Below are 12909 nucleotides of genomic sequence, written 5' to 3'. Positions count from 1 at the left end.
TTGAGGGCCTCCTTCCCGAGCCCGTGTACATACCCGGACGATAGACATCGCCCGGCTGAGCAGGGAAGGGGGCCCGGCCCTCATATGGTCAGGTCAGAGCCTTTTCCCGGAGGGCTGTCTGCCGTCGCAGACTGTTATGGCGGCAGTGCGGCAGGTTGTTGATGCAGCCTGTGGCTCCTGTTGGCCGAACTGCGACGACGGCACTGAATCTCGAACTCGCTAGCACATTCAGGCGATTATCGGTGCAATTGTGAGAAACTAGAGGATTTCTATCCATGGCCAACTAGGCTCTTTCGTCGATGGGTTGAGTGAGCAAGGTGATCATTTTGGGCTCCCGGAGGGTGCGTTGCGGGTGAGGGTCGATGTCACGCCGGATACGTCGAGCGTGCGGTGGGAGGACCTGCACGGGGCGGCGCGTGGTGTGGTGTATCAGCTGCTCAGCGGCCAGGACGAGGCCCTCGCGCTGGCGTTGCATGACGGTGGGTGGCGGGGGAAGCCGTTGAAGCCGGTGGGGGTGGCGGGGCCGCTGTTCGTGGGTGCGCCGCGCCGCAAGGGCGTCTACACCACGTCGCGTGAGGGGTCGGTGTGGTTCGGGTCGCCGGTCCCGGAGATCGCGTCGGTGCTGGTGCGCGCGCTGGCCTCGTGTGAGGAACTGGCCTGGGGAGCGACGCGGTTGAGGGTGAGGGGGCTGGTGATGGACACGGAATCCGTGGCGCCGGCGGGGGAGGGGCTGGTGGAGCTGGAGACGGTGACGCCGGTGGTGCTGAAGCACGAGGGCCGGAACCTACTGCCGGGTGACGAGCACTACCTGGACCGGTTGCAGCACAACCTGGCGCACAAGGCGGATCTGCTCGGTCTGCCGGCGCCGCAGGGTGTGCGGGTGCTGGAGGCCGGTCCGCGGCGGCGGTTCACCGTTCGAGGGGCGCCGCGGATCGGCGCGCGGGTGCGGGTCGCGATGGAGGCCGACGGCCGGTTCGCGAACGCGGTCCGTTCGTGGGGGCTGGGCCTGGACACGATCCAGGGGTTCGGATGGGTGAGGTGAGCGCGCTCGCCGTGACGGGCCACCCGCTGCAGCGGGCCGGGGCGTGGGCGGTGGCCGCCCTGGCCGGCCGCGACGATCCGGGACGGGTGAGCGAGGCCGACCTGGAGGCCGTGTCGGCCGTCGTGGTGGCAGACGTGGTCGCGGCGGCCACTGCACCCAAGGACACCAGCCGCTACGACTGGTGGAAGGTGCTGTTCGCGCTCTACCCCAACTCGAAGGCGACGCACAGCAAACGGACCTTCGACCCGGCCGCACTGCGGCCCGACATCGAGAACCTGTTCGCCCAGGACCGCCCCGAGGACGGCCGGACGCTGCCCTGCACGTTCTGCAGCGCCAAGGCGACAGTGGTGTGGGCGAAGTCGAACCTGCCGCTGTTCGACACCAGCAAGGCCCTGAACGCGCTGCCGCCCGGTATCGCAGGCTGGCCGGTGTGCCGGGGATGCCGGATCGCGATGTGGGCCCTGCCCTACGGCGCCTGGGTCACTGCCGGCTCGGCGACCGTGCTGTCCTGCGAGAGCGAGACCGCGCAGCGGGACTTCGCCCGGCGCAACGTGCGGCGCGCCCGCCGCGTGATGCACGCCGGCTTCACCGGCATGCCGGCGACGGCCCGGCCCGAGACAGTGGTCCTGGCGGCCCTGCGGGACGCGACCGAGGGCCTGTGCGCAACCACCCTGTGGACCTTCAAGAACGACAACCAGGACCCCTGGCTGCGCGTCACCCGTACCCGCCGCGCCGTACCCGCCTTCCTGGCCACCGTCGACGGCAACGCACCGCTGCGCCGCGGCTGGCATCTGCTGCGTCGTTCCCTGACCCGCTACGACGCCCAGGGCCGGACCGTCGCCGGTGGCGCGGGCGAGGCGGCGCGGCTGTTGTTCGAGGCCGAGGACGGCCGGAGCCGACCGCTGCTGGGACAGCTGCACCGCCTCCTCGCGGACACCGACGACGCCTGGAGCGTCGGCGACCGGGAGGCGCTGGCCCGGCTCGCTTTCACCTATGCCGAGGAGGTCTTCGGAATGGAAACGGATCTGGAACCGGTGGCGACGCTGATCGCCGACTGGATCGAGCAGGGCACCAGCCCGCGCGGGCGGCTGGCGGAGTACCGCAACGCCGCGCTCAACGACTACAAGCTCGGCACGCTCCTCATCCAGGCCTACACGCGTCTTCAACTGGACGGCAGCAAGACGCCGTTGGCCGGACCGGAGCTGTGGAAGCCGCTGATCCGGCGCCAGTCGCGCGCGTGGGAGCAGCGGATGCTGCTGTTCGCGCAGGTCTCGGTGCTGCTGCAGCAGCGCGGCGTTCCGATCGGCGCCAAGGAGGCGGACCCGCAGCAGGAGCGCGAGATCGAGGCGCTCGCGGAGCGGCCGGCGTTCGCCGGTGACGGCGAGGACGAGTACGACGACTACGAGATGGGGCAGGCGTAAATGGCTTTCCTGGCAGGCATGATGGTGCTCTCGGTGAACGCGGGTGCACCGAACAACGGGCGGGGCGAGGAGACCATGTCCCGCGTGAAGTTCGCGCGGATCAGGGGCCGCAAGCACCCGTACGTGTCCGCGCAGGCGGCGCGCCGCTGGATCAGGGAGACGATGGTCGAGCGCGGCTCGGTGCCGTCCCCGGTCACCCGGGTCGGCAAGGCCCAGGGCAAGGCCCAGAAGGCCAACACGCAGGCAGACCCGGTCCGTTACGCGGACGACGACCTGTTCGGCTACATGCGCACCGGCGCGAAGAAGGACGACGCGGCGACCACGCTGCGCGACAGTCCGTTCATGCTCGGCACGCTGATGTCAGTGGAACCGGTGTTCCCGACCGAGGACTTCGGCGTCATGTCCCGCGGGGTGACCGAGCCCGTCCTGCACGGGCACGAGTTCTACACCGCCGACCTGGCGGCCCCCTTCCTGCTGGACGTTCCGAGAATCGGCACCTTCACCCTGCCCGGGGCCGACGGCGTGGGCCGACCGAACTACCTCACCCCGGAACAGGCCCTTCAGGTGGCCGACGCCGCGGCCCTCGGTGCCTCGACCGTGGATTTCCGTGACCAGCCGGCCGTGCGGCTGCCGCTGGAGGAGCGGCGCCGGCGTGCGGCGCTGCTGCCGGAGGCCCTCGCGCACCTGAGCGGCGGCGCGAAGCAGGCCCTGCACTACGGGGACCGCGTCCCCTCGCTGATGGTCCTGGCCCCGTTCAAGGGCGGCATCAACCCGCTGGGCAACGTCATCGACGCCGACCCCGACACCGGGGTGCGGGTGCGCGGAGACGTGCTCGTCAAGGAACTCGAGGCCTGGGCAGGGGAATGGCAGGCTCCTGTGCGCATCGGATGGCGCCCCGGATTCCGGGACCAGGCCCGCGAGGACTTCGAGAAGCAGTGCGCGCGGGAGCTGGCGGACGGCACCATCGTCATCGACCACCCCCGCACGATCCTCCTCGATCTGGCGGCCGACCTGCGTGAAGGACGGCTGGACGGCTGGTTCGACGACCCGGCACAGGCATGACACCGGCGCCGAACACGGCCCCACCGGCCGTGAGCGGGCCGATCGAGGCCCTGCGGGTCACCTTCCACGCCCCCGTCGCCTCGTTCCGGGACCCGCTGTTCCCCGGAATCACCCGCATCCTGCCGGTGCCCCCGCCCTCCACCGTCCGCGGCATGCTCGCCGCCGCCACCGGCGCACCCGCCGAACCCCTCGCCCTGGGAATGGCCGCGTGGGCGGACGGCCACGGCCTCGACACCGAGACCTACCACCCCATCGCCGCCGACGGCAGCAACCCCGCCGCCGGCGGCCGGGTCCGGGCCGGGAAAGGAGGAACGACCGCCAAGGACCGACCCTTCCTCGCCGACGTCCACCTGACCCTGTGGATCCCCGAACCGGACGCCACCCGCCTCGCCCAGGCGCTGCGCCGCCCGCGCCACGGCCTGCGCCTGGGCCGCTCCCAGGACCTCGTCCACCTGACCGCGACCGACCGCGTCGTCCTCGAGCCCGCCGACCGGGCGATCGTCGGCCACGCGCTGGCCCCGCCCGACGGGCACGACCTGCCCTCGGTCCACACACACCGCCTCGCCGACACCGTTTCCACCGACCGCCTCACCACCACCTGGTCCGACTACCTGTGGTGCGACGAACCCACCACCACCGCGGCATCCGTCCGCCACGCCTACCGCGAAACACCCACCGACCCGGCCTTGCACGAGGACACCCAAGCCGTATGGCTCCTGGCCCCCTGACCCCACCACGACGACGCGCCCTCACCGACCTGCGCGCCAAGTCCCTGCCCCGCCACGACCCCGAACGACTCACCGCCCACCTGCGCACCGTCCACGACGTCGTGGCCCAGCTCGAGGCCCGCATCGCCACCGCCGGCATCATCGCCACCGAGCCCCTGTTCTGGGCCCAGGTGCGGGCCGCGGCCCTCCTGCACGACGCGGGAAAGATCGCCGAGAGCTTCCAACGACAGCTCGAGCCCGGCGGCGAACCGTGGGGAGAGCGCCACGAGGTCCTCTCCCTCGCCTACGTCGACCTCCTGGCCGCGGCGTCGGGGTGGACCGCCCAGGAACGGCTGCTGATCGCCACCCTTGTTGCCGGCCACCACCGCCCGCTCCACGCCGCGTCCTCCCTCGGCGGAGGCAAGCCCGCCCTGGCCCGTCTCTACAACGCCGCCACCCGCTGGGACCACGCGTTCGGCCGCCCGCCGGGCCCCGACGCCCGACCGCAGGTGCCACGCGGCCTGCACCAGGAACTCCTGGCCTGGCTGGCCGGCTTCCTCGGTACCGAACCGGCACGGCCCGCGCCCGCTGCCCCGTCGCTCGCCGACCGGGCCCGCCGCCTCCTCGACGAGGTCCTCACCGCCTGGAGGGAACCCGTCAAAGCCCACACGGGCCTGATCGCCGTCCTCGCCCAGGGCGCACTCACCCTCGCCGATCACGCCGGCTCCGCCCACGTGGACCTGCAGACCCACACACCCCTACCTCTCGACTACCTCGCCCGCCTCCCGCACACTCCGCACCGACACCAGCAGCAGGCCGCCGACACCACCGGACACCTGGTCCTCATCGCCCCCACCGGCAGCGGCAAGACCGAAGCCGGACTCGCCTGGGGCGCCCAACAGCTCGCCACCATGCCCGGACTGCCCCGCCTCGTGTGGACCCTGCCCTACCGGGCCTCCCTCAACGCCGCCCGCCGCCGCTTCGAGCGCACCCTCCAACCGGCCGCCGGGGACAGCCGGCCCGACATCGGCCTCCTCCACGGAGCCCTCGCCCGCACCCTCCTCACCGAAGCCCTCGAAGACGACTGCTGCGGCCCCACCAAGGACGACGCCCGCAAAGCCCGAGCCCGCGCCAACGCCATGCGCCTGTTCACCCAACGCCTGCGCGTCGCCACCCCCCACCAGCTCCTCGGCGCCGCCATCGCCGGCCCCACCCACTCATCCGTCCTCCTCGAACAGGCCAACTCCCTCTTCGTCCTCGACGAACTCCACGCCTACGACCCCGAGACCTTCGGCCGCCTCTGCGCAGCCATGCGCCTGTGGGAACAACTCGGCAGCCGGATCGCCGTCCTGTCCGCCACCCTCGCCCCACCCCTGCTCGCCATCGTCGACGAGAGCCTCCACCAGCCCGTCACCTGCCACCGCGCCGCACCCGGCACCGCCCCCATCCGCCACCACCTCGTCATCGACGACCTGCCCCTCACCGACCCCGACAGCCTGAAACACCTCGAAAGCTGGCTCGGCGAAGGCCACAGCGTCCTCGTCGTCACCAACACCGTCGCCACCGCCCAAACCCTCCTCACCGCCCTCGCCGACCACGCCCAGCAGCAACACCCCGACGACCCGGACGCCGCGCTTCTGCTCCACTCCCGCTTCAAAAACCGGGACCGCGACGCGATCGAAAGCCGACTGCTGGCACGCCACCCCGAACGCCGGCCCGACGAGCCACCGCGTCGAGGCGGCCTGGTCGTCGCCACCCAGACCGTCGAAGTCTCCCTGCAACTGGACTTCGACCGCGGTGCGGTCGACAACGCCCCCGTCGAAGCCGTCGCCCAGCGCGCCGGACGCGTCAACCGCCGAGGCCTCCACCCGGACGGCCCGGTCGAGTTCCGCGTCCACCGCACCGACAGCCACCGCCCCTACGACCAAGGAGCCGTCGACGCCGCCTGGTCGGCCCTCACCACCCTGGTCGCCGAAGGCGTCACCACCCTCAGCGAACAGGACATCGACCGCCTCCTCGCCCTGGCCTACGCCACCGACTGGGGCCAACGGTGGGAAGACAGGGCCAGGCAGGCCCGCGACGCCTTCACCAGCGAATTCCTCACCTTCACCGATCCCTTCCACGACCGCACCGAACACGCCAAGACCCTCGGCGAACGCTTCGACACCGTCGAAGTCCTCCACCGCGACGACACCCAGGAATACCGACAGCTCGCGGTCGGCAAGGACGCGGACCCGCTGCTCGCCGCCGGCCTGCTCATCCCGCTTGGCTACGGGCAGTTGAAAACCTACAACGCCACCTTCGACCGCGCGCTGGGCATCCACCTCATCGACGGACAGTACGACCCCGTCCTGGGCCTTCGCCCACCCGCCGAGCCGGAGACCATCCTGTGAAACCCACCCCCACGAGTCCACTCGACGACGAACAGGGCCTCGGCGGCGTCCACATCAAGTACCTACGCCACTGCCCACGCCAACTCTGGCTCTACATGCGCGGCTACCGCCCCGAGAGCGGCAGCGACCTCGTCGCCTTCGGCGAGGTCGTCAACGAGACCACCTTCACCCGCCGCCGGGACGTCGACCTCGGCGAAGCCCGCATCGACTGGGTTACCGCCGGCGCCGTCATCCACGAAACCAAATCCTCCCGCAGCCCCTCACCCGCCCACGACGCCCAAGTCCGCCACTACTGCCTGCTCCTCGAACGCCGAGGAGTCAACGTGCGCGGCGGCATCGTCCACTACCCCCTCATCCGCCGCACCACCGACGTCCCCTGGAACGAGGAAGCACGCGAAACGGCCGAGGCCGCCGAGGACGAAGCCCGCGCCGTCATCGCCTCCACCACACCCCCCGACCGCCAGACCCGCGCCGCCTGCCGCGGCTGCTCCTACCTCGACTACTGCTGGGGAACCTGATGCCCGCCGCCGGCCGCACCTACTGGCTCACCGAACCCTGCCGCATCCGCCGCGAAGACAACAGCATCCGCATCGAACGTCCCGACGGCAGCCCCGTCCGCATCCCCATCACCGACATCCGCGACCTCGTCACCTTCGACCACGTCGACCTCAACACCTCCGCCTTGTCCCTCCTCAGCCGCCACGGCGTGACCATCCACGTCCTCGACCACTACGGCAACCACGCCGGACACTTCGCACCCGCCGAAGCCATGTCCTCCGCCACCGTCATCCGCCGACAAGTCGAGATCACCGCAGACCCCGAGCAACGCCTCCCCATCGCCCGCGCCCTCCTCCTCGCCACCGCCGAGAACCTCCGATGGTCCCTCGAAAGCGACCTCCTCGATCCCGCCCTCAAGACCCTGCGCACCGCCCTGCCCGACTGCCACGACACCAACGACCTCATGGGCCAGGAAGGCAACTTCCGCCGCACCGCCTGGGCCGCCCTCGACACCCAACTCCCCGCCTGGCTCCGCCTCAACGGTCGCACCCGACGACCACCCACCAACGCCGGCAACGCCTTCATCAGCTACCTCAACGCCATCCTCTACGCCCGCGTCCTGACCGCCTTGCGCTCCACCCCCCTCCACCCCGCGATCGGATTCCTCCACGCCGACACCGACCGCCGCCGCAACACCCTCGCCCTCGACCTCGCCGAACCCTTCAAGCCCCTGTTCGCCGAACGCCTGCTGCGACGGGCCGCAAGCCAGAAATACCTCAAGCCCAGCGACTTCGAGACGGAGGTCGGCCGCGCCGCACTCAGCAAGGACGGGCGGAAGAAGATTGCCGCTCTCGTGCGGGAGGAGCTGGCGACGACGGTCGCCCACCGGACGCTCAAGCGGAAGGTCAGCTACGAGGAACTCATCCACCTCGAGGCACTCAAGGTGGTCCGGCTGTGCCTGGAAGGCGCGCCCTACAAGCCCTTCCGGCCCTGGTGGTAACCGCCCATGTTCGTCATCCTGGTCTACGACACCGCCGCCGAACGCAACCCCAAAGTCCTCAAAACCTGCCGCAAGTACCTCCACTGGACCCAGCGCAGCGTCTTCCACGGCGAACTCACCGCGGCCCAGTACCGCGCCCTCACCAGCACACTCAACAACCTGATCGACCCCACCTACGACAGCATCGTCACCTACACCGCCCGCTCCCCGGACATGATCGACACCGCAACACTCGGCGCCACCCTCGGCGGGCCAGGCGACATCCTGTGACCAGCACCGCTGCAGTACTCGCCGGTTGCTGCACAATCTCCGCCGATGGCAGCGCCATGGATGCCCTGACCTGGGATTTTACCCTCGGGTCGTGATCAGCCCTGGAGGGCTTGCAACGCGACCACCGGCCGTGCCGGTCCGCGGCTTCCTTGGAGTCGTGATCAGCCCTGGAGGGCTTGCAACGGCGGAGGCGTAGGAAGCGTGCAGCAGGGTCGGCGTAGGAAGCGTGCAGCAGGGTCGGCATGGTCGTGATCAGCCCTGGAGGGCTTGCAACGTGGTCAGGGCGGGCTGGGTGGTGGTCACGGTGCTGTCGTGATCAGCCCTGGAGGGCTTGCAACAGTCGCCAGAGGCCGAGGCGGCCGGCGGCGGGGATGTCGTGATCAGCCCTGGAGGGCTTGCAACGTAGCAGCAACAGCTGAGGGCCGGTCCGTACGGACGTCGTGATCAGCCCTGGAGGGCTTGCAACAGGGATGGGAGGCCGGAATCGGCAGTATCTGGGCCCGTCGTGATCAGCCCTGGAGGGCTTGCAACCGCACAGCACGGACAGCGAGGGTCGGACGGCGGGCGGTCGTGATCAGCCCTGGAGGGCTTGCAACACGAAGGCCTCCAGGCCGGAGTACCAGGTGACCCAGTCGGGTCGTGATCAGCCCTGGAGGGCTTGCAACGTCAACAGGACGGGCGGCACGACGGGGGCGAGGGCGGTCGTGATCAGCCCTGGAGGGCTTGCAACACGCCCAGGGCGTGGCGGGCCGCCTCCCAGGCGAGTCGTGATCAGCCCTGGAGGGCTTGCAACGTCCACCAGTTTCGGTCACGCGGCCCTCCCTACCGTCGTGATCAGCCCTGGAGGGCTTGCAACACCAGGCCGCGATCCGCAAGGACCAGCGCGACGCTCGTCGTGATCAGCCCTGGAGGGCTTGCAACTGCGGGAGGGTGTCGACGGGGATGTCACCGATCGGGGGTCGTGATCAGCCCTGGAGGGCTTGCAACACGTAGGCCCAGTTCCCGTCCCGGCCGCGGGTCAGCGTCGTGATCAGCCCTGGAGGGCTTGCAACGCCTGGGCTTGCCCCCGGCGTGAGTGATCGTCGCCCGTCGTGATCAGCCCTGGAGGGCTTGCAACTACTCCAGCAGGACGTCGCGCTCGCCCTCGCGCAGCGGTCGTGATCAGCCCTGGAGGGCTTGCAACCCGGTCCGCAGCCGCAGGGAGGCGGGGCCTTCCCACGTCGTGATCAGCCCTGGAGGGCTTGCAACACGTCCTGGTCCTCGACGAGGCCGCGACGGCAGACGAGTCGTGATCAGCCCTGGAGGGCTTGCAACCCAGTCCCTGGCCGTCGACTACGACCTGGTGACCGGGTCGTGATCAGCCCTGGAGGGCTTGCAACCTGGTGGTCAGCCCGATCACCGGGCGGCCGGACTTGTCGTGATCAGCCCTGGAGGGCTTGCAACAGGGTGATGACGCGGTTGGCGTACCCGGCCATGTGGTCGTGATCAGCCCTGGAGGGCTTGCAACCCCCGGGAGTCCCGGGCCGCCCAACCGGAGGCGAGTGTCGTGATCAGCCCTGGAGGGCTTGCAACTGGCTCGCGGCGAGGCGGTCAGCCCGTGCGAGGGCGTCGTGATCAGCCCTGGAGGGCTTGCAACGTGATTTGCGCGGCCGTTGCGACGATCAGGGCCAGCGTCGTGATCAGCCCTGGAGGGCTTGCAACTCGTCGGCGAAGAGCCGCACGCGCCGGGTGGTCCAGATCGTGATCAGCCCTGGAGGGCTTGCAACACGTGGGCGGCGGTGACCCGGTCGTCCTGTCCGGCACGTCGTGATCAGCCCTGGAGGGCTTGCAACTTGACGCGTTCACCGCGACGGTCGCCGCGATCACGGGTCGTGATCAGCCCTGGAGGGCTTGCAACCCGCAGGCCGACAACGCGGCGAGGGACGGTGTCCGGTGGTCGTGATCAGCCCTGGAGGGCTTGCAACTTCCAGGTGTCGGCCGGCACCGGGTGGCCGGCCGCGCGTCGTGATCAGCTCTGGAGGGCTTGCAACAGCTCAGTGCCCCCAGCGGCCGCGGCCACGACACCCGTCGTGATCAGCCCTGGAGGGCTTGCAACGACGCCGCCTTGAGCTTCTTGGAGACCCAGGAGCGCGTCGTGATCAGCCCTGGAGGGCTTGCAACCGGGTGCTCTGCCCGCCGTGCGCGGTCCGCGAGCGGTCGTGATCAGCCCTGGAGGGCTTGCAACCCCTGATCAAGGGCGCGGGGCTGACCTGGGGCACGTCGTGATCAGCCCTGGAGGGCTTGCAACGGGTCCACCTCCGGCACCGCGTGCCCGGGCGACGCAAGTCGTGATCAGCCCTGGAGGGCTTGCAACGGGTCCACCTCCGGCACCGCGTGCCCGGGCGACGCAAGTCGTGATCAGCCCTGGAGGGCTTGCAACGGATGAGGTCCACGACGTCTCGCCACGGGTTGACCGGTCGTGATCAGCCCTGGAGGGCTTGCAACATGACGACGGTGGCGGTGCAGTAGTCCGGGTCCAAGTCGTGATCAGCCCTGGAGGGCTTGCAACACCCCGGCCGGCCGCGCCGTCGACCGTCTCGCCATGGTCGTGATCAGCCCTGGAGGGCTTGCAACACGGCGTCGGCGAGGGCCCGGCAGATGCGTTCCAGTCGTGATCAGCCCTGGAGGGCTTGCAACAGAGCTGCCGCCGCGAGTGGGAGCGCCGCCACGGACGCCGTGATCAGCCCTGGAGGGCTTGCAACGTCCGGCCTTCTCGCCGTACTCCGTTCAGTGCCCAGCTCGGTACAAACGAACGCGCTCAGGTCCCTGTTCGACGTGATCGTGTTTCGTGCGACGATCCTGGCATGGCCAACCTCGATGCTTCCTCTCCATGGCACCGTGTAAGTACGGGCGGGCTGCGAGGAGCGGCGCCGGGCCAGCGGTGTTCCGCAGTCGCCGTGCTGGGGGCACTTCTGGATCGCTCGCTGGTGCAGATCGCTGACGCCTCCTCGGATGCCCGCTGCTTCGACCGGGAGACCATCCGAGTGGCGGCGGACGTATGGGACAACAACACCTTCCCGCTGTTTCGGGCAGCGACGGCCAGCACGCGAAGTGGGCGCGAGCGTCGTGCGCTGGCGACGTTGGAGTGGATGGCCGGCCTCGGTGAGGAAAGACGGGCCTGGATGCTGGAGCAGGCCTCGGCCGCCGGACACTCGTTGGACGAGCTGCTTGCGCCCGCGAAGCCATACGTGCCAGGTCGTGACTATCTGGGACGGGTGATGGCCCCGGTGATGGCGGTGACGCCGCAGATCGCAGAGAGCCTCGCCGCCGACTACGACCTGCCGTCGGCCGAGGTCCGCTATCTGCAGGTCGAGCGGGCCGGCAGCCGTCTCATCGGCTATCTCGAGCTGGCTGTCGCCCGTTCCTATCCCGTCGACGACGGCGCCCCTCCCGAGACTGCCACGCTGGACATACGGCTGCGCGACATCACTGAGGTCCGCTTCGATTCCCATGACGGCCGGGGTGTCGCCCTTCGGTCGGGAGCTGACGGGGTGTCGATCGGCATCGGAGCCCGCGGCACGCTCCGCGCGGCAACGGCCGACCTCCACCCGGACGACTGCTGCTGGCACCTGTCTGCCGCCGGACACCTGGCCGACGCAACAACACCGCCCCGAGACAGCCAACCTGCCTGGCTCGACTCCCCACAGGAGGGACACTTGGGAGCCAACGCCATGGCTGCCGCGACCATCCTTCACCGCGCCATGCTGCACATCCGCATGGTCCGCTCCGCCGGGCACGTGCACCGGGTCCCGGTGCACGATTTCCACCGAGCCTTCGCGGGAGCGGGTGCGGCGATCCTCGCCGCAGGCGCGCACCGCCTGCCCCACCGCCGAGAAGCCTCCTTCCGCCGACTGATCGAGCACTGGGCCCGACGCGGCGGCCCGGCCCTCGCCGACTGGTTCACCACGCTGCTGCAAGAGACGACCCACCAACCGGACTTCCTCGCCAGCCTCCGTGACCAGGACCGAGCACACCCGGTCGCCGACACACCGCCGCAGCCCGCCCCAGAATCATCGGCGGTCCCCGGTCCGCCGGAGGCAGAGCTCCGACTGGCCACGTACACCTCGGCACACACGCGTTACGGCACCCACCACAACGCCTCCGCCCTCGTCCACCTGGCCGTGCCGCCCCACTCCGAAAGCGCCGAAGGCACCCCCTGGCGCCTGCGCGCCGTGAAGGGCGCCAACCCCGCCCACTTCCAGTTGCAGACCGAGGCATTCCAGGGCACCAGCCATCCCCGCATCACAGTTGACGACGATGCGGCCCGCCACTTCGTCCTGCACGACGGAGCCCTCGACATCACGAGCGGGGAGAACTGGACCCCCGATCCGTCGTGAGCACGTTGCTTTGTACGGGCCTGAGTACATTGCGCTGTACGCCGACAGGCCTACTCCTGAAAGTCCGCCAGAGACCCCTACTGTGATCAGCCCTGGAGGGCTTGCAACATCCCCGCCTCCGCCGCCAGGTCCGCTGCGGC

Annotated in this window: 9 protein-coding genes and 1 CRISPR repeat array; all 9 genes read left to right on the top strand. The window is 70.0% G+C overall.

Annotated features, from left to right (window positions below):
* The first annotated feature begins 352 nt into the window (after positions 1 to 352).
* On the top strand, positions 353 to 1042 hold the full coding sequence (gene cas6 / locus ACGF0D_RS39975; RefSeq protein WP_392925039.1) for a CRISPR-associated endoribonuclease Cas6: 690 nt from the start codon (positions 353 to 355) through the stop codon (positions 1040 to 1042).
* Positions 1030 to 2463 (top strand): hypothetical protein, encoded by a 1434-nt coding sequence (locus ACGF0D_RS39970; RefSeq protein WP_392925037.1) that lies wholly within the window; start codon positions 1030 to 1032, stop codon positions 2461 to 2463. The genes cas6 and ACGF0D_RS39970 overlap by 13 nt, the downstream gene beginning before the upstream one ends.
* Positions 2464 to 3525 (top strand): type I-B CRISPR-associated protein Cas7/Cst2/DevR, encoded by a 1062-nt coding sequence (cas7i, locus tag ACGF0D_RS39965; protein WP_392925035.1) that lies wholly within the window; start codon positions 2464 to 2466, stop codon positions 3523 to 3525.
* A gap of 29 nt (positions 3526 to 3554) precedes the next feature.
* Positions 3555 to 4253 (top strand): CRISPR-associated protein Cas5, encoded by a 699-nt coding sequence (gene cas5 / locus ACGF0D_RS39960; protein WP_392925033.1) that lies wholly within the window; start codon positions 3555 to 3557, stop codon positions 4251 to 4253.
* Positions 4235 to 6625, top strand: a complete 2391-nt coding sequence (gene cas3 / locus ACGF0D_RS39955; protein ID WP_392925031.1) for a CRISPR-associated helicase Cas3' — start codon at positions 4235 to 4237, stop codon at positions 6623 to 6625. The genes cas5 and cas3 overlap by 19 nt, the downstream gene beginning before the upstream one ends.
* Positions 6622 to 7143 (top strand): CRISPR-associated protein Cas4, encoded by a 522-nt coding sequence (locus ACGF0D_RS39950; protein WP_392925030.1) that lies wholly within the window; start codon positions 6622 to 6624, stop codon positions 7141 to 7143. The genes cas3 and ACGF0D_RS39950 overlap by 4 nt, the downstream gene beginning before the upstream one ends.
* Entirely contained in the window at positions 7143 to 8123 is a 981-nt protein-coding gene (gene cas1b / locus ACGF0D_RS39945; RefSeq protein WP_392925028.1) for a type I-B CRISPR-associated endonuclease Cas1b, read from the top strand. The genes ACGF0D_RS39950 and cas1b overlap by 1 nt, the downstream gene beginning before the upstream one ends.
* A 6-nt stretch (positions 8124 to 8129) precedes the next feature.
* Positions 8130 to 8393 (top strand): CRISPR-associated endonuclease Cas2, encoded by a 264-nt coding sequence (cas2, locus tag ACGF0D_RS39940; RefSeq protein WP_363628917.1) that lies wholly within the window; start codon positions 8130 to 8132, stop codon positions 8391 to 8393.
* 88 nt (positions 8394 to 8481) lie between these two features.
* Positions 8482 to 11134: direct repeats of the CRISPR family, unit length 29 nt; unit sequence GTCGTGATCAGCCCTGGAGGGCTTGCAAC.
* Between the two features lie 102 nt (positions 11135 to 11236).
* Positions 11237 to 12769: a hypothetical protein gene (locus tag ACGF0D_RS39935; RefSeq protein WP_392925025.1), complete on the top strand. Its 1533-nt coding sequence runs from the start codon at positions 11237 to 11239 to the stop codon at positions 12767 to 12769.
* The last annotated feature ends 140 nt before the right edge of the window (positions 12770 to 12909 follow it).

Source organism: Kitasatospora sp. NPDC048298 (assembly GCF_043201465.1).
In the GTDB taxonomy this organism is placed as follows: Bacteria; Actinomycetota; Actinomycetes; order Streptomycetales; family Streptomycetaceae; genus Kitasatospora.
The sequence above is the reverse complement of the archived record's forward strand: the minus strand, read 5'-3'. Positions and strand labels throughout refer to the sequence as shown.